Genomic DNA, 17,752 nt, shown 5'->3' with positions numbered 1-17,752 from the left:
GCCGCGGTAACTACCCAGTGCTAGAAATCCCTGACCAGCGGGTTCATTTTTGGGCTGGAGGCGCCATGTAATTTTTTACACAGCACGCCACAGGCCCAGGCCCTAAAAGCCTAAATCTCCACCGCGTCCGGCCCCTCTTCACGCGAGGGCACCGGCTCCTCACCGGAGTAGACGCGCGGGTGCAGGGTGCCAATGTAGGGCAGGTCGCGGTAGCGCTCCGCATAGTCGAGGCCGTAGCCAATCACAAACTCATTGGGAATATCAAAGCCCACATCAAAGAGGTCAATCTGTGCGCTTTGCACCTCTGGCTTGCGCAGCAGGGTGATCACGTTGAGGCTCTTCGGCTGGCGGCCCTTGAGGTTCTTCAGCAGCCAGGACAGGGTGAGGCCAGAGTCAATGATGTCTTCGACGACGAGGACGTCGCGGCCGGAGATTTCCTTGTCCAGGTCCTTCATAATCCGCACCACGCCAGAGCTGGTGGTGGAGTTGCCGTAGGAAGACACCGCCATGAATTCCACCTGGGAGGGGATGGACAGTGCGCGCGCGAAGTCGGTGAGGAAGTACACCGCCCCCTTGAGCACGCAGACGAGGATAAGGTCCTCTTCCGCGTCTTTGTACTGCTCGGAGACTTTGTCCGCCATCGCGCGGATTCGGTCTTGCAGTTCGTCTTCCGGGATTAGCACCGCTTCAACGTCGTCGCCGTAGCGGTTTGCTGGGACCTGGAAATCTTTGTCTGTACGCAGCCTCGTTGCTTCAGCCATACGGCTATTTTGCCATGAACTTGCTTATCGACGTCTCCCCCACCCACCCCGTAACACTTCCGCGGGTGTGAACGAATGTGTAAGTGATCCCTGTTTCATGCGTTTACCTGTTTAAACATCTGTCCAAAGGAGCGTTAAGGAAAATGCGCCCTCGCCTCATGGTTGCCGCTGTCTCTGCTGCAGTGGCGTTGTCTATCTCTCCCGTTGTTGCTCACGCCGCACCTGCCCCCTTGACCGACGTGGAGTTGAACGGGAGCGTGGATCAGTCCGTCGCCGTTGACGCACAGTTTGATGCTGGTGATGCCTACACCGTCGGCCTTCAGGCGCTGCGTCAGCTGCGCGGTGAGATGTGGGATCTGAACCCATACTTCAGCACCGATGGAGAGAATACGTCGACCCGCCTCCGCGACGTTGCAGCCAAGTATGACTTGGACACCAGGGAGGCGTACGTCAACGCCTTCACCATCGATCACAGCTTGACCCGTATTTCTGTGCAGCGTGCTGCGGAACAGCCCGGCGGCTTGAGCCACACCCGCCCGGACCGCACCACACCATGGACCGCCACGGTGAATGGTGACCAAAGTTGGTCCGAGTCTTTGGCTGGTGGCACGAGCCTGAAGAACTCCATCTTGAAGAGCTGGGGCCACGGTGAGCTGCGCGCACTCAACGCTGCAAAGGGCGTCAGCAACAGCGACAACGGCCACCTGCACATGATGATCGACCCGAAGTTCAAGTACTACGGCTTCGGCCAAGTGTACCTGCGGGGGTCGAAGTACGGGAACTACTCGGCCTCGCAAGCAAGCGAAAAGCCTGGCACCAGCACCCAGATGCCGGCCGGGGAGCAGCGTGTGTGGCTGTATCGCGCCGCTGCGCCGAATGAGGAGCCGACGGGCCTGAAGGAAGGCGTGCCTGGCCCGCTGCAGGACACCACTGCCCCTGGTGGTGGCCTGGGTGGTTCGAGCGGCGAGTTGAACTCGATCATCGGCATCATCTTCGGTGTGCTGAGCCTGCTGGGTGCAATCGCGGGTATCGCACGTCAGCTCGGTTTCCTCCGCTAACTCCCAGGGTGTTCCCCGGCTCCTCTACACTGGCGGCCATACATCGCTCATGCATGGCTGAAACAAAGGAGCGCGGACAGTGAGCACCCCCAACCCCAACCCCAATCCCTACGGCCAACCGGCTGGCCAGTGGCAGCAATACCAGCAGCCCTACCAGCCGCCGTACGAGCAGCCGAAGAAAAACCAACGGCCACTCATCATCGCGATCGTTGTTGCACTCATTGCGGTGATCGCGGTGTTTGCGGGGCTGTTTGCCTTCATCGGCGGGGGTGATGGGGGGAAGGTGGCGAAGCCGAAGGACGTCGATAAGGCCTTTTCTCATGAGATGCTGCGCAGCTGCGACCTGGGGGACGACTTCTACTCCGCGGCTGGGTGGAAGGACATGACCCTCCAGGAGGATGAGGATTGCGAGGCCTTCTACGAGACGGAAGAAGGCGACATCCGGGTGGAGCTTCAAGTCCGCGCCGCCGACAACATGAGCCACGGCAAGCCTGCACCGGACGGCATCGTTGGCTGGAGGCAGATCGTGAACACTGATGGATACGAAAATAAATGCTCCATGGTGAGTGAGACTCCTGAGCTCGAAGTCGTTGAGTTGTGGGCTCCCGGCCCATGCGAGCTACTGCATTCGATGGCGATTCAGCTGAACAACCTCGTCGCGCAATACCGCGGCGAGGAGAGCGATCTGGCATACATGGACCCCGCCCCACAGAAGTTGTCTGTCGCGAGTGAAATGTACGCGACCGTCGCGGACAAAGCCGAACCACTGGGCAAAACACAGGCATTCGAGTCACCTGATGTGCTTGGGTCCGAGCTGACCATCAAAGACGTGACGCTCACTCCCGGCGATGGGGACAAATACGAGGTGTGCTTTGAGGGCAACCTGAATACTGGTGAGATGAAGAGGAAATACCAGGATTTCCGGGCCCCAAGGATCAGTCTCGTCGCTCCCCAATCACCAGCTCTTAATCTGATTGATCCTCACCCTTCCAAGGTCGAGGAGAAGGCGGACCTCCCCTTCAACGGGTGCGAAACGGTAGGAATCCCCTACCGCGATGCAGACCTGCTCATCGTCTCCAGCAGCTGGCACTCTGGCGGCTATTACTTGGACAAGGCGTGGGCGTTCAACATGAAGGATGCGACGGACTAAAAGGTTGCACGCCCCGCGCGGACGTTTGCCAGCACGCGGTCAAGGCTCAGCGCGCCAGCGCCAGCAGCAGCGATGAAAAGAGCCGCAGCAGCGATCACGGCCTCCAGCTCCCAGCCGCCGTTGCTGGCAAGAATGCCGGTCGGCCCCGCGAAGTACACGGCGCCAGCCATGACGAACGCGATCAGCGGGCCGACGAAGCGGACGAACAGGCCGAGGAGAATCAACACGCCGCCGCCCAGCTCAGCCCACGTGGCGATCTGCGCGGACACTGCCGGCAGGGGTACACCCATGCTTTCAAAGGCCGCGGCGGTTCCGCTCGGACCCCACTCGGTGAGCTTCTGCCAGCCGTGCGCCGCCAGGACGACGCCGAACAGCAGGCGGCCGATGAGAGCGGCGATGCTGCCGAACCAGTCGATGTTCTTCGTGCTTACAGGTTGTGTCGATTCAATCGTTGTAGACATGTCAACAACAATAAATAATCATCGTTTCTCGCGCCACTCACGCTTGCTTATCGACGTTCAATCCCCCACCCCGCCGTTCCACCCGCACCCCGCCGCTGATGGTGACAGGGCCTTGACCTCGCCAATCGGTACAGAGGCGCTCAATGTCGGCGAGCTGCGCACCGGATACGCTTATCCCCCGCTCCCGTAGCCAGGCCATGATGCGGCGCTGACGGATGGGGGCTGGGGCGGCGGCGAGTGCTGCACAATCAGCCGTGGGAGTGAGATCGGCTGACTGCTCAATGTAGGCCTGGTCCGCAGCGATCCGGTCCGCGGTCCTCGCAAGGGCGGGAACGGCATCCCCGCCAAGGACTTCCGCCAAGGCGGGGAGGATGCGCTTGCGGATGGACACGCGCTGGTAGGCGAGGTCATCGTTCATAGGGTCGTGCCAGGCGCCCAGGCCCAGTTCCTCGCAGGCGCCGGCGGTGTCCGCGCGGCGAGTCGTGAGGAATGGGCGAACCAGACGCGGACCAGACTCCAACACAGAGACCGGCGCCATGCCCGCCGGGTTCCCCCGCAAGGCCCCAAGCAGTAACGTTTCGGCTTGGTCCTCCCGGGTGTGGGCGACCCAAATCTCGCGGCCGTCGCGGTTAGCGGCCTCGGCCAAGGCCGCGTAACGAGCCTCCCTCGCCACCGCCTCCACACTCTCCCCCGGCGCGGCCCCCACCTCGACGCGGACAACCTCCGCGGGCACGCCCATCCGTTCAGCGGCCGCCACCGCACGGCGCGTCACGTCAGCGGAACCTTCCTGCAAGCCATGGTCCACGACCACGGCGCGCACATCTTTCCCCTCCGCGGCGGCCGCGGCGACGAGCGCCAAGGAATCAGGACCACCAGACAGGCCGATGATGGCAGGCCCGTCAAAAGGACGCACAGCCCGCCGACACTCTCGGAAATGCGGCGAGACCCGCGGCCAGAAAGGTTCCGCCACCACGGCTAGTACTCCCGGAGGGTGGACGCGATCTCATCAAGCCGGGCGCGCGCGGTCAGGATGTCGCTGTCATTGCTGATCATGGCGAAGGTGTACACGTTGCCAACCTTCGACGTCACCGTCCCCACTAGTGCCGACGTCCCCGTCAACGTTCCCGTCTTCGCTCGCACCCAGCCCTTGCCGGAGAGGTCACCGTAGCGGTCGACCAAGGTGCCGTCCCCGCCCGCCACGGCAAGCGTGGATAGCAGGTCGCGCAGTTCGCCGGTGGAGGGGGAGGTGGCGCGAAGGAGGACGTCGTCAAGCAGGCGCGGCGGAATGAGATCATCGCGCGACAACCCCGACGAATCGATGAGCGTGACACCCGAAACGTCAAAGCCATGCTCCGTCAACGTATCCAGCGTGGCCTGCGGCGACATCCCACCGCGGGCACGGGCAACCTCGCGGCCGATCGCTTCGGCCATGACGTTGTCCGAATCCTTCATCATCCACCGCAGGCGCTCCATCAGCGGTGGGGACTCCACCTCCGCAACAACCTCCGCCTCAGCGGGCGCGCGGCCGACCGCGACCGTGGACGCACCCACGCGATCCGCCAGCGCCTGCGCCACATCCAATGCCGGGGTGTGGGAGCGCGGCACGTCGCCGTCCACCTCACCGTTCAGGCGACCGCCATGGATCATCACCGGCTCCAGCGGCGCCACAAAACCGCCGTCCACATCCTCCGGGTCCCAGCCCTGCATGAACGTGTCCTCCGGCCACGCACTCGTGTCCACATACACGGCGGAGGCGGGGCCGGTGGCGTGGGCGAGGTCGTCGATAAGCTTTGGCGATAACCACACATCACCTGCGGCCTTGATGGTCAGCGCATCGCCCTCGCGCACGACCTGCGTCTTGATCGTCGCGTCCGGCTCGAGCGTGTACAGCGCAGCCGCGGCGGTGAGCAGCTTCGTCGCGCTCGCCGGCTGGAGGGGCTCATTTGCGTTCTGCTCGAACACCGTGCCCTGCGCATCGCTCACGCGAACATGCAGCGTGCCCAACTCGGGGTTCGCCGCCTGTGCGCGCAACGCCTCTTTCAGCGCGGCCCGGTCCACAGGCTCCGCCGACGCGGGCTCAATCAGCAGGTCACCGGGCTGCGCCATGCTAAACGACGCCCCATGGTCCAGCTCCCCCAACTCCTGCTGCACCCAAATACCCGTGCCCGCGACACCGGCAACCGCTACCGCCGCGACGGTGCCCACGGCCCACGGCCACACTCGCTTTGTCTGGTTCGTCCCTTTTGTGCGCTTTGTCATCGCGGATAAGCGTAGTGCAGGGGGCGCGCGGGGTGGGGTTGGAGGCGCCGGGTTAGTCGCGTCTGAAACTGCTTTCTGAAACCGCAGTTCACGTGTTACTCATGTTGCCAGTGGGACCTGAAGCTCGGACGGGACTAACCGACCTTCGTGGCGCGCCCGGCAGCGCGCCACCCCACCCACCACGCAAGCTACGATGGACGAAGCATTACATCCCGACTGATTAAGGAGCACCCCATGTCCATTGAAGTCACCATCGAAATCCCCAAGGGTTCCCGCAACAAGTACGAGCTCGACCACGAGACCGGCAAGGTCTACCTCGACCGTTACCTGTTCACCCCGATGGCATACCCGCTGGACTACGGCTTCATCGACAACACGCTCGCTGACGACGGCGACCCGCTGGACGCTCTCGTGATCACCCCGGAGCCGGTCTTCCCGGGTGTGACGGTCATTGCCCGCCCGATCGGCGTGTTCAAGATGACCGATGAGGCCGGCGGCGACGACAAGCTCCTCTGCGTCCTCGACGACGTGCGCTACGAGTCCTACCAGGACATCTCCGACGTCTCCGACTTCCTCAAGGACGAGATCGAGCACTTCTTCGTCCACTACAAGGACCTCGAGCCCAACAAGGAAGTCTCCGGTTCCGGCTGGGGCAACAAGGCCGAGGCCGAGAAGATCCTCGAGGACTCCCTGAAGAACTTCAAGGCCCAGGGCGAGGAGAACTCCCGCGAGAACCTCGAAGAGACCAAGGACGCCAAGACCCAGAACTAAAGCGCCCCGCTTATCGACGAACGCCCCGCCGCACCCCAACCACCGGTGCCGCGGGGCGTTGGTGTATCCACCCCCAGTTGTAGCTACACGCCCGATGCCACAACAAACAGAAAACCGGGCCCGCATGGAAACCCATGCAAGCCCGGTCGAAAGGATCGGGAAGCTACGCCCGTCGACGCTTGTTAGCCAACAGACCACCGGCTGCCGCGATGAGCAGACCCAGCACCGTGGTCACCCCGACGCCGATTCCGCCGGTCTTCGGCAGTTTGCCTTGGCGCACGTTGGCAACATCCATAACGATTGTGTTCTCTTGAACAGAGATACCGGTCACTTCAGTAGGGCGCGCAGTGGACCAAGTCTTTCGCTGCTCATCGTAAAACTCGATCGTCGGCGCCTTGTCCCGCTCAGCCTTGACGCGAAACACTACGGGTTTCGTTAGGAGACTGTAGCGGCGACCTTCCGAGTCGAGAGGCGACCTAGCCTCGTAAAGCCGGTAGGGAGTATCCGGTCGAAGTTGCTGTGTCGGAGTGTAAAAACCTTTCACGTCTCCGGTGCCCTCAGTTAGACGAATCACCTTCTTATTGTTCGGCCAGGTATTCCGGTCGAGGTCTTTTTCATCTGCTGGAGCAACCCCTCCCGCCTCCGATTCCGCATTCACTATGACAAACTCCGCACCTGAAAGCGGATTCACCCCGCCGGAGGCATCGACTTTCTTGATATTGAAATCAAACTTCGGGATCTCACTAGGGCACCTGGAGGTCGACGTGTTGTCGCCGGGATTGATCTCTTGGTCATTGTTGACCAGTTCAACGCTGTTCGGGGCACACCCTTGACGGGAGAATTCCCTGTTCGGAGCGAATGCATCAGGCGTGAATGCTTTCGCACGCCAGTACATACTCAGGGTGGAGTTGGGCTTCATGACCGGCAAACCGATTTGGAAAACGGAGCCTCCGTCCACCTTTTTATAGGAACGAGGGTTGTGGATATCTTGGCTCTGTCCTTCAGAAGCCGATGTGCCCACCAACTGGAAACTGCCATTGTCCGGGTCATAAATGGAAGGCAGATATTCCATTAGCGTGCTACCCGAGTTGAAAGAATCGCCGTTCTCGACAACGACTTTCCAGTAAGTGGAGTACTCGTTGAAATCGGGGAGCTGGCTCAACTGCGCCCAATCCGGATCATCGGGGGTGATCGTCTTCTTCACGATCTTCAAATCACTAGCTGGCGGCGGGTTCCTGAGACCATCACTTGCGGCGTCAGTGTTGTAGGAGAATGGCGCCTTTGGCAGAAGCTGCACAACGTGAATCGAGGGCGTGTCACTGGAAGGATTATCGACCTGGATCTGAACAGTCGAAAAACCAGCATTCGCGTGACCGCCGACACCAAAACCAAGGTTTCCGTTACCGTACGTCCAAGCTTTACCCCAAGTGGTCTGCTGCGTCAGAACCTCACCGTTAGGTGCTTTAGCTTTGTCACCTGTGATGCTGTAGTGGTCAGTTTCCCCCGTTTCCAGATTTATTCTCTGGATAACGAGGGTGTTCGCCCCGTCCAAATTCCATCCCGGGTCGAACGCGTACTTACTGACCAACCCCCATGCATACTTTGGATCCTCGCGAACCTGTGCGTAGTCCTCGGCACGAGCCCACACTGGGCTTCCGTTGCGGGTCATCTTCTCGATCCGAGGCAAACCTGCTTGAAAACCCTGCGTTCCAGGGAGTGGGATCTTGTACATCTGTCGGGTACCGGATGTAGCTGAGTTAGACACGAACAGCGTGCCGTTGTGAATGACGCCAGAGTTGATCAACTCATGGTCATTGTTTGAAGTTGCGCTCTCCATTGGAAGCGTGACTCCGGTCAAAGGACCGAGATTGCGAACAGATCCGGTAGTCGGATCGACTTGCAAAAGATGCGCAGCCGGGTAGCAGTCCGGCTGATCTCCGCGATACTGGCTGACTGCGTAGAGCCAGTTATCGTCTGGGTTGTATGCAAGCCCGTTGTGAATCCAGTTACTTCTGCCGAGGCGCTGGAAGTTCGCGTTACCCTGATTCTGAAGGTTCAAAACTGTACGGATCATTGCGTTTCGGTTCGAGGTGCCCCCAGAGGCATCTTCTGACGTGGAAACGAACTTACGAGTACCACTTGCTATTTCAGCCGGGGTCACCTCCCGCGGGCCAAGTGGCGCCACTACCGCACTTTCGCTCGGACACGCGGACCGTCTCTCGCCCCACACCTGCACTTGGTAATTACCGTTTGGTGGCCCTTGCGGATTCAGAATGATCGTGTCACCGTGTTCGATGCGAAAATCCTTGACGTTCGGCACGACTTTGAATTCCTTGTTGTAGGATTGGTTGCGCGCGTTAGAACCCCAGTTGACCTCGTCCAATCGGTCGAGCACACGGTCTTGCACCGTCCTCCCGTTTCGAATCACACGGACTCGAACAGGTCCTGCGATCGATTTCGTATTGGAATCGTTCCGGTCCTTCTTTACCACGAAGCGCGTGAGCCGAAAATAGCGGTCAAGAGGGCTGGTCCGATTGACCTGAAATTTAAGCTCTGGATTTCCGTTGACGAATGTAGTTTGCAGACCCGAAACTCCGAGTTCGATATCGTCGTACCCCGGCACCGCAACGCGAGCCTGTCCGACCCCCTCGGGGTTGACGGTGGCGTTCGCGTTCGGGTTACGCCCGTAGCCAGATTCCGACAAGTCCCTGGCACTGGGCACCTCGAAATTCTCGGCGATCCGGTAGTCGGCGGTCCCGGTGGTGCGAACCTCGAAGACGACATTTCGCGGGGGGATCTCGGTGAGAGCGTCGAGATCGAACGCTAGGTAGCCCCCCTCGGGATTATTGACGAACCCATAATATTCCGGCTCGATCATATTTCCATCAATAACGACTTTGACGATCTCCTCGATGGATCCCTCGCCGGTTCGTTTGATCGCGAAAATATCCTCGTCGGAAGCCTTCGAGCCGTATCCCCACTCAACGCCGTCCTGGTCATCGACAACGATGCGATCAATATCGCCGGAGCGCTTGACCGAGACTGGCGAGCTCGTGGGAGCCTGGGTCGTTGGAATCGCCGCGGACGTAGAGGGAACCGTGGTAGTCGCCGGCGCGGTGGTCGTTAGCTCTGTGGTCGCTACCGTTGATTCCTGAGGGGACACCGGCAAGGATTCCTGAGCGGACACTTCACCGGGGTACGACCCGAGACCTGCGACAAGGGCAACGGACGCAACAGCGGCGGCGACGCCACGCAGTGGCCGGCGGGAGCGTGAGTTAGCGCCCCGTGTCGTCGGCTTGAAAAAGTTTCGCATCGTCTTCTCTTTCTCTATCCGTTCCGTTTACTGCGTCTGCTTGTCGTTGTTGCGTCGTGCCAGGAAGAATCCGGCGAGGATCAAAAGTCCACCGAACCCGAGAGCCCACAGAACATTGGCACCGGTCGATGCCAGCGGTGGGCGAGAGCCACCATCCGTCGGGGTGTCCCCCGGAGGAGTGTTCGGTGTGGTTTCCGGCGGCACCGGGGTGGTCTCCGGGGTCGGGCTATCACCCGGCGGCGGAGGGGTGCTCGGCGACGTCGTCGTGGTGGTTGTCGTGGTCGATGTCGTCGGCGGCGTGTCCGGCGGCGGAACCTGGTTGTCCGGCTTGGTCACAATGACGTTTTCGTAATCGAATTCCTCACCGGTCACATTTCCGAGTGGCAAGATGACCAGCTTGGGGCTGGACAAGTGGTAGTCGTAATCGCCGTCCGGAGCGGATTCCTCAAGGAGGTAGAGGCCCGGCTTCAGCTCAGTGAACTCAGCGACGCCTTTGCCATTCGTAGTCCGCTTCGCCACTTCGGTGACACCGTTTTCGCACGCCTTCTCCAGGGTGAATTCCTTGGCCTCAGCACGGCCGGCGCGAGTGAGAACATCGACACCGTTGACGCGCGACAGCGTGAAGACCGCACCAGCAATCGCTGCAGGTTTCTCGCCGGCGGGCACATCGTCGTACGGATTCTTCGCCACCTTGCGCACAGTGAGGGTCATGAGGCGTTGCGTATCGACGGCCTCCGCAATCAGTCCCCCATCGTTACCGCTGATCACCTTCGCGTCCGCGAGACCAGCAGTGAAGCTGGTGCCGAGCATCAGCGATGCGGCAACTAGTGCTGCGAATTTATGATTCTTACGCATTTTCTGCGTGCTCCTCTTCTGCTGCATCCGCCGCGTCGGCACTGTTCTTTTGTGCTTTCTTTCGTTCGCGCATGACCCACCAGATGAGTGCCAGGAGGATCAGCAGGGACAGGCCTCCGAGCAACCACATCCACCACTGAATCGTGGAGGTCGATTCGTCGAGAACGCCTCCTTCATCCGGATCCATCGGCACACGTTCCGCGTGAACCAGCAGGCGGTGGGTGTTGATCCCGTACGGCGTACACGTAATCAAGGTGAGGAGATCCTTCCCCTCCTGTGCTGCCAGACTCTCGGTCTGGTCTGGCAGAACCACTTCAGTGTCGTACACCTGGTACTTCAGCCGCTTACCGAAGGTGGAGATATAGATTGCATCGCCTTCTTTGACGTCGACGAGGTCATCGAAAAGCGTTGCTGTCGTCAGACCCGTGTGCCCGGTGATGACGGAGTGGAACCCCTCCCCGCCTGTCGGCAATGCGGATCCGTAGAGGTGGCCGAGGCCCTTCTGCAGCGTGTTTTCGCTCGTTCCGTGATAGATGGGCAGACGCACGTCGATCGACGGGATCGCCAACTGTGACATCGCCGCGACACCGGAGAGATGGCTTTCGTACAGCTTGTACTCGGCGTTGTCTTCGCTGATGCGCGCAAGCCACGGGTCGAGGATCGGCCCGTCGGTGTGCGAACGGTTGTATGCGAGCGCCGCTTCGTACGCCGTGTTCACCTGCTCAGGTGTCATGGTCGACAAATCATCTTCGTACTGCTTTGCTGCTTGCTCTTGAACTCTGTTGTTCACCTGCGTGGCAACGACCGGGTACATGAGCACGGCAATACCGACCAAAATGATGAGGACCGGCACGACAACACGCTGGAACACCGACTTTTGCTGCGGCTTTTGCCGGTGCTTCGCTGATGCCACCGTTGTCACTGCGCGATCCTCTCGAACGTGGCCCGGTTGCTTACGGACCTACTTGTTGAAAAACTGGGGCGGGAGTTTTACGCCTTCCCGCCGGCAGGCGTTGTCACCCAGGGCCGGTTTGGCCCCCGGTGCACCTACCCAGCAGTGCTAGCTAGCACTGTGGAGCAATCCACTTACGCGGACTGGGAGTTGCGGCGTGCAGCGTATGCACCGCCACCGATGATCGCGAGGCCAGCCAGGGCGACGATCAAGATACCCATGCCACCGGTGGACGGCAGCAGCGGCTTGGTGTTGACGACGGTCTCGGTCTTCTGAACCTTCTCGTAAGTAACGTTGCCGACGGTCAGGTTCTCAGTGCGGTCTGCACGGGTGAACTCGATGACGATCGGCTTACGGAGCTTCTGGTAGCCCTCAGGAGCCTTGGTCTCGACTGCGCAGTAACGCTTGGTAACTTCTGCAACCTCTGCGTCATCTTCGTAATCGGTGACGTGGAGGGACTTGTTGAAGTTGACCAGACCGTTTTCGTCTGACTCAACGCCCTCTTCGATCTTGTCCCCCAGTTCGCCGTTAGCATCGCAGCGGTGCAGGTCGAACTTTGCGCCCTTGAGCTTGGTTTCGCCACCATCGGTCTTCAGCAGACGCAGCTTGCCGAGGTAGGTCTTAACCTCGTCCCACGGGGTTTCCTTCGGCTTATCAGTCGAGTTGGAGTTCGGACCACGAACGATGGTGCGAGCGTTGTTCACAACCTCGCCGTCGCCAACCTGCTCCAGCGTTGCGGTGAGGTAGACCGTGACCTTGGCGCCCTGCTGCTTACTGATCTTCTGCAGGCCTGCTTCGGTGAACTTGACGGTCTTAGTCGTGTCAGCATCAGCCGGACCATCAGTGATCTGACCATCAACAACCTCATAATCAGAGGTCTCCAGAGCAACGCCGTCAACCTCAACCTTGGTGACCTTGACGTCAGTAAGCTCGCTCTTCTTGAACGCATCCTGCACCTCAAAGGAGGTCAGAACATTGCCCTCCGGCACGACCGGAGCATTCGCGTTAATGGTGTACTCGACGGTGTCGCCCGAGTTCTTGTCAGCGTCCTTGACGGACTTTTCAACGGTGGTCTCGGTGTTCTTCGGGTAAACAACGACGTCATTGATGACTTCGGTGCCGTCCTTCTTGGTTACCGGGACAGTAACCAAGAAAGCCGGGCCAGGAACATAGTTGCTGCCTTCCGGAACGCCAGTCTCCGTTACGCGGTACACACCCTCAGGGAGGTTATCGAACTTGATGGAACCGCTGTCGCCCGTGGTGCCCTCGTCCGTGTGGCCACCCTGAACCAGTGTCGCCTTGGCGGCATTGTTGATGTCATCGGCGTCCGGGGTTACCTGCTCGATCTTGAACTTGAACCCAGCTGCGAGAGCCTCGCCCGGAGGGGTTGCAAGTTCGCCACCTTCGTAGTTCTCGTTCTGCTCCCATGCACCTTCACGCTTCTGGACGGTCAGCGAGAAGTTGGATCCCTGCTCCTGAACAACAGGGGTTGCAGGGTCCTGAGCAAATGCATCCTGCGCAGCGAAGCCAGCGGAGCCGGCGAAAGTCAGTCCGGCAGCGAGAGCAATGGCTGCGGTCTTCTTGATGGCGTTGGCCATGAAAGTTCCTTTCAGAGGGGCGTGAATCTCGAACCGCTGGGCCGAATTGCCAAATCAAAAAGGCCCGGCAGCCGGCGGATAAGCCTGTTTATACCTTCCCGTTCCATGGCAAGCAACCTGAAACATCCTTAAAAAATTCAGCAAAGCGCGAGTATTGCAAGCTGAAAACGCCAAAGCATAAATCGCGACTCATCCTGCACATTTGCTGTGGATGCGAGCTGGGAATTTACCCCCCCGCAAAATGAAATGTGATGAGTGCAGGCCGGAAATACTTTCATGAATTGGATCACACTTCTGCAACTGGCCTGCAGAACACCCCCGATTGAGCTGGAAAATCAGCCCAGCACCCGCAGTTGGTACCGCGAGATCATTCACACCCCCAGTACCAATGCCTGGCCGCCACTCGCCCCTGATCCTCCCGCGAGCTTCCAGCCCCTACTCCACCCGATCCACAACCCCCTGCAGCTGCCACCCGACAACGGCATTGCGCACGGCGTCTTCGAAGGGGTTGGCGGGCTGGATGCAGGAGATGGTCAAAAGGCGGCCGGGCATGGGGACGTTGCCCCAGATCTCGGCGGACTGGGACAGGCCCTTCTTGTCGGGCTCGTGCAGGTCGGTGGCCTGGTACTTCAACCAACGATCACCAGATTCCGCCGTTTTCAGATACATGGTGTCGCCGGTTTTGACGGTGTGGCGTTGGTTTTTGACGTCGTAAAGCTTGTCAAAGACGGCGGGCACACCTGCAGCCGCGTGTCCGGCGATGACCACGATGTCCTCACTCGTGGTGCCAGGTAGGACGTACGGCTTGTCCTTCGCGGTAAATGCGCAGGCCTCGCCGAGGGTGTCCGGGTCGATCGCGCCATCCTTGAAGCGGCAGTCACCATCTTCGAATTTCGCGGTCAGATCGAGGCCCGGGATACGCATTTCTACCGGCCGCGACGGCGCGATGTCCCCCTCGCCGACATCCAGTGGTTGCTCAATCGGCTGGTTCGCCTGCTCTTTCCACGCCTTCATTTCACGGTCGTGCTCACTGGGCACGCAGGCGCGAATAAACAGGAGAACAAGGAAAATCAGCAGCAACACCGCGACGATGCGGCGCATTTTGTACACCCACGGCGGCTGCGGCTTGAAGCGACGCGGCGGGGATGCGGGCCGGGACGGCGCGGGGCGCGAGGAAACACGGCGCGGCACCGCGGGGGTGGTGCGCGGTACGTACCCACGTGCGTTCTCGCCAGCCATAGCAAAAACAATAGTTCATCTAGACTGGCGCCATGCAGTCAGTACACGTCAATGAAGTACCCGAAAATGCCCAGCTTATCGACGTCCGCGAGCCCGACGAATTCGCCGACGTCCACGCTGCAGGTGCGGTGAACCTGCCCCTGTCCAATTTCGCAGCCCTGGCCGACAAGATCGACTATGACCAGCCAATTTACGTGATCTGCAAGGCCGGCGGACGTTCCGCCGAGGCCGCGCAGTACCTCGAGGCTGTTCGCGGCACCGAAGCGATCAATGTGCTTGGTGGCACCCAAGATTGGGTCAAGGCAGGACTCCCTACCGAGTCTTAAAATTCTCGCCTCCCCTATTCTGGGCAGGCAAAGATCCAGGTGAGCAACGTTTCTTAGCCACCAACGATTGGGCATGCCCACGGCTGTTGCATTGTGTGCATGGCAGAATCTTTGGACCACCCAATCGCGCTCACCCAATCCCCCTCATTCCAGATCGAGCGCATTCGTCGCGCCACTAAAGATGAGGTGGAAAAGGCACTCGCCGAGCACGGCACCACCATGCGCGAATTCTGGGTGCTCACCTGCACCCTTGAACACGCCGCGAGCCAGACTCAGCTCTCCGAACTGCTGGCCACCGACGCTTCCGACATGGTCCGCCTCATCGATTCCCTCGAAGCCCACGGGTGGGTCACCCGCGACCGTGATCCACGCGACCGCCGCCGCCAGATCATTAGCCCCACCAAAAAGGGCACGAAAATGCAGGCACAGCTTGCCGACGTCGTCACCCAGGCCGAAGACCGCGCCCTCGACGCCACCACCACGAAGCAACTGAAGCACCTGCGCAAGCTCTCTCAGGCTGTGATGGCACCGGCAGATGACGCGACCGACGCCGAGAACACTGAAGCCACCGAAGCTAACTCGGACGCCACTGCCGATACTTCCGATAAGGCCGATTCCAAGATCGGGTCAAAGTCCGGTTCCAAATCTAAATCGAAATCCAAGTAGGCAGCCACTTCGCTTCAGAAAGAGAAATTCCCACTGAACAGCACAATGCTGTCAGTGGGATTCTTAGTTGGCGCTAGTCCTTAGACCAGCTGACGACGGCCGTAAGCAAAGATCGCTGCGCCCATGATCGAAGCGTGTTAGGACCACGGATTCAGTAACACTGTGGTGAGTATCCAGTAACGCCCGGGTGAGTATCGGGTAACACCCGGGCGTTGACTATGAGCCGCTACTGCGTATTGGCTTCGAGGCGCATGTTTGGTCCTTCGAGTGTGATGATCTCAGCGCCAACGACAAGCCGATTCAGGATCGACTCGGCGATGACAGCATCCGGGATGGACTTGTACCACTCATCGGGTGTGAACTGGGAGGTGACAATGGTTGATCCCCGGTGTTCACGCTCAGCAAGAATGTTGAGCAGCTGGTGTGCTGTGGCAGCATCAATCGGCGTTGTTAAGAAGTCATCAAGCACGAGTACGTCTGCCAGGTGTAAGTCTTGAAGAAACTCCATGCGTGCTGTGTCATCATGGCGTAGCACCATCAGCTGGTTAGCCAGGGTGTCTGTGCGGAAGAAACGAGCAGAGTAGTCGTTTCTGCACGCAGCGGTCAGCAATGCTTGGGCCAGATAGGTTTTGCCGACGGATGATTTGCCGAGGATGACAATGCTTTGCGCTTTTTGACACCATTGGCAGTGAGCGAGTCTGGTGATTTGCTCTTTGTTGAGGTTGCGGCCGGGTGCGTAGGTGATGTCTTCGATACACGCATCGAGATTTGGCGATCGGGATGCTTTGAGTAATTTGTTGACTCGTCGTTCACGCTTGGCCGCAACTTCTTTATCGAGCGCGTAGAGCACCTTGTCAGAAAAGCTCCACGAGTCGAAGATGGGATCTGCTGCAATATCAATCACGGTTCGGCCAAAGGCCGTCATACGTAGATCGGTAAAGACAGGCAGGATCGATTCATCAAGAAAGCGTGCTGATGCTGATGCTGGTTGTGGCTGTGTCATGACTGTAGTAAACCGGCCTGGGTTGGTGAGAGGGCATGATGTAACACAGGAGGAACATCATGGCTATCAGCCCTTACGACCAGGAGACCCGCCAGCGGGCGGTGCGCCTGTATTTCGAGGAGCTCGCTGACGGCGCTTCATCCAAGGCAGCCGCACTACGCGCTGTCGAAGCTGTCATCGGCATCAAAACATCGACTATCCGCAACTGGGTACGCACAGAAGAGAAAAAGGTAGACGCCGCCGTCGAGCAATCCGATGCCGAGAAAGACGCGGAACTTATCACCCTGCGCAAGGAAAATGCCCGGCTCAAAGAAGCCAACGAGATCCTGAAACTGGCCTCAGCTTTTTTCGCCCAGGCGGAGCTCGACCGCAAACTAAAGTGATTGTGGACTTCCTCCGCACTCACCGGCACCTGTATTCCATCGAGCGGATGTGCCGCGTGCTCAATGAGCATGAATACGCTATTTCACCAGCAACGTTCTACCGCTTCCAGGCCCGTGGTTTCGGGCCCACCCCTGCCGAGCTGGATGAGGCTTACACCGCGCACCGGCTCTTTGAGCTGTGGCGGGCCAATCGGCGGGTCTACGGGCGACGAAAACTATGGAAAGCCGCCCACCGGGCAGGCTGGAACATTGGCCGTGACCAGGTGCAACGCCTCATGAATATCCTTGGAATCGCGGGTGTACTCCGACGCAAGACCACACGCACCACCGTTGCTGATCCCTCCGCCGAGCGTTTCCCGGATCGTATTCAACGGGCCTGGTCGCAGGCTCAGCGCCCCGATCAGTGGTGGGTCGCGGATTTCACGTATGTGCACACCAGCTGCGGTTTCAGCTACGTGGCTTTTGTCACCGACGTGTTCACCCGTGAGATCCTGGCGTATGTCGTGGACACCCGAGCCACGAAATCTTTGGTCATCCGTGCGCTGCGACAGGCACTGGCGATACGCCAGCGCCAGGACCCGTACTTTGATTCGGCCGGGGTGATCCATCACTCGGATGCGGGCTCACAGTACACCTCCACAGATCTCCGCCGGCTGCTGGCCGTCCACCAGATGGATGGGTCCATCGGCACCGTCGGCGACGCTTACGACAACGGTCTGATGGAGTCAACGATCGGGCTGTACAAGTCTGAACTCATTGATTTCGAAGCGGGGACGTGGACGAACTGGAGTGAGGTGGAACGCGCCACAGCCGGATGGGTCCACTGGTATAATCACGAGCGGTTGCATTCCTCGCTCGGGCATATCCCGCCGATCGAGCACTACACCAACTACCAACGAGAAAACCACGCAGGCCTTCACGCCGCGTAACACGCCACTCTCAAAAAGTCAGGCCGAT

Annotated in this window: 15 protein-coding genes and 1 pseudogene; 6 read left to right on the top strand and 10 right to left on the bottom strand. The window is 59.7% G+C overall.

Features of this window, described 5'->3' with window-relative positions; translation table 11 throughout:
• Positions 1-110 precede the first annotated feature (110 nt).
• Positions 111-761 carry a hypoxanthine phosphoribosyltransferase gene (gene hpt / locus L8U60_RS10480; protein WP_269966319.1) on the bottom strand — a complete coding sequence of 217 codons (651 nt, stop codon included), beginning with the start codon at positions 759-761 and terminating at the stop codon, positions 111-113.
• Positions 762-904: 143 nt separating this feature from the next.
• Between hpt and L8U60_RS10475 the strand changes: the two genes are divergently transcribed.
• Positions 905-1,819, top strand: coding sequence for a CAP domain-containing protein (locus L8U60_RS10475; RefSeq protein WP_269966318.1), 915 nt, complete (start codon positions 905-907; stop codon positions 1,817-1,819).
• A 79-nt stretch (positions 1,820-1,898) separates the two neighbouring features.
• Positions 1,899-2,969 carry a twin transmembrane helix small protein gene (locus L8U60_RS10470; protein ID WP_269966317.1) on the top strand — a complete coding sequence of 357 codons (1,071 nt, stop codon included), beginning with the start codon at positions 1,899-1,901 and terminating at the stop codon, positions 2,967-2,969.
• Here the strand turns inward: L8U60_RS10470 and L8U60_RS10465 are convergent.
• The 3 genes from L8U60_RS10465 to dacB form a co-directional block, all read right to left on the bottom strand.
• Positions 2,966-3,430, bottom strand: coding sequence for a DoxX family protein (locus L8U60_RS10465; protein ID WP_269966316.1), 465 nt, complete (start codon positions 3,428-3,430; stop codon positions 2,966-2,968). The genes L8U60_RS10470 and L8U60_RS10465 overlap by 4 nt on opposite strands.
• A 37-nt stretch (positions 3,431-3,467) precedes the next feature.
• Complete coding sequence (gene tilS / locus L8U60_RS10460; RefSeq protein WP_269966315.1) at positions 3,468-4,343, bottom strand: tRNA lysidine(34) synthetase TilS; 876 nt, start codon at positions 4,341-4,343, stop codon at positions 3,468-3,470.
• Positions 4,344-4,405: 62 nt separating this feature from the next.
• Entirely contained in the window at positions 4,406-5,689 is a 1,284-nt protein-coding gene (gene dacB, locus L8U60_RS10455; protein ID WP_269966314.1) for a D-alanyl-D-alanine carboxypeptidase/D-alanyl-D-alanine endopeptidase, read from the bottom strand.
• A 234-nt stretch (positions 5,690-5,923) separates the two neighbouring features.
• On the opposite strand from dacB, the gene L8U60_RS10450 reads away from it, so the two are divergent.
• Positions 5,924-6,460 (top strand): inorganic diphosphatase, encoded by a 537-nt coding sequence (locus L8U60_RS10450; RefSeq protein ID WP_269966313.1) that lies wholly within the window; start codon positions 5,924-5,926, stop codon positions 6,458-6,460.
• A 163-nt stretch (positions 6,461-6,623) separates the two neighbouring features.
• On the opposite strand, the gene L8U60_RS10865 is transcribed toward L8U60_RS10450, so the two are convergent.
• The 5 genes from L8U60_RS10865 to L8U60_RS10425 form a co-directional block, all read right to left on the bottom strand.
• Positions 6,624-9,647 carry a DUF6923 family protein gene (locus L8U60_RS10865; protein ID WP_269966312.1) on the bottom strand — a complete coding sequence of 1,008 codons (3,024 nt, stop codon included), beginning with the start codon at positions 9,645-9,647 and terminating at the stop codon, positions 6,624-6,626.
• Positions 9,648-9,800: 153 nt separating this feature from the next.
• Positions 9,801-10,628: a prealbumin-like fold domain-containing protein gene (locus tag L8U60_RS10440; protein ID WP_269966311.1), complete on the bottom strand. Its 828-nt coding sequence runs from the start codon at positions 10,626-10,628 to the stop codon at positions 9,801-9,803.
• Entirely contained in the window at positions 10,621-11,550 is a 930-nt protein-coding gene (locus L8U60_RS10435) for a class C sortase (protein WP_269966310.1), read from the bottom strand. Before L8U60_RS10435 ends, L8U60_RS10440 begins: the two co-directional genes overlap by 8 nt.
• A 164-nt stretch (positions 11,551-11,714) precedes the next feature.
• Positions 11,715-13,178 (bottom strand): SpaH/EbpB family LPXTG-anchored major pilin, encoded by a 1,464-nt coding sequence (locus L8U60_RS10430; protein ID WP_269966309.1) that lies wholly within the window; start codon positions 13,176-13,178, stop codon positions 11,715-11,717.
• Positions 13,179-13,613: 435 nt separating this feature from the next.
• A complete protein-coding gene (locus tag L8U60_RS10425; protein WP_269966308.1) occupies positions 13,614-14,417 on the bottom strand; it encodes a sortase family protein in 804 nt (267 codons plus the stop codon).
• 32 nt (positions 14,418-14,449) lie between these two features.
• Between L8U60_RS10425 and L8U60_RS10420 the strand changes: the two genes are divergently transcribed.
• Positions 14,450-14,743 carry a rhodanese-like domain-containing protein gene (locus L8U60_RS10420; RefSeq protein ID WP_269966307.1) on the top strand — a complete coding sequence of 98 codons (294 nt, stop codon included), beginning with the start codon at positions 14,450-14,452 and terminating at the stop codon, positions 14,741-14,743.
• A 99-nt stretch (positions 14,744-14,842) separates the two neighbouring features.
• Positions 14,843-15,283 (top strand): annotated as a pseudogene (locus L8U60_RS10415) (MarR family winged helix-turn-helix transcriptional regulator); the annotation flags it as partial.
• Between the two features lie 352 nt (positions 15,284-15,635).
• Here L8U60_RS10415 and L8U60_RS10410 read toward each other — a convergent pair.
• Positions 15,636-16,412, bottom strand: coding sequence for an ATP-binding protein (locus L8U60_RS10410; protein WP_070816007.1), 777 nt, complete (start codon positions 16,410-16,412; stop codon positions 15,636-15,638).
• A 56-nt stretch (positions 16,413-16,468) separates the two neighbouring features.
• Between L8U60_RS10410 and L8U60_RS10405 the strand changes: the two genes are divergently transcribed.
• Positions 16,469-17,724, top strand: a protein-coding gene (locus L8U60_RS10405; protein ID WP_420840193.1) for an IS3 family transposase whose coding sequence is annotated in 2 segments (ribosomal slippage) — positions 16,469-16,754 and positions 16,754-17,724 — 1,257 coding nt in all. Because the reading frame shifts where the segments join, the coding sequence is not laid out codon by codon here.
• The last annotated feature ends 28 nt before the right edge of the window (positions 17,725-17,752 follow it).

Source organism: Corynebacterium meitnerae (genome assembly GCF_027570075.1).
In the GTDB taxonomy this organism is placed as follows: Bacteria; Actinomycetota; Actinomycetes; order Mycobacteriales; family Mycobacteriaceae; genus Corynebacterium; species Corynebacterium meitnerae.
The sequence above is the reverse complement of the archived record's forward strand: the minus strand, read 5'-3'. Positions and strand labels throughout refer to the sequence as shown.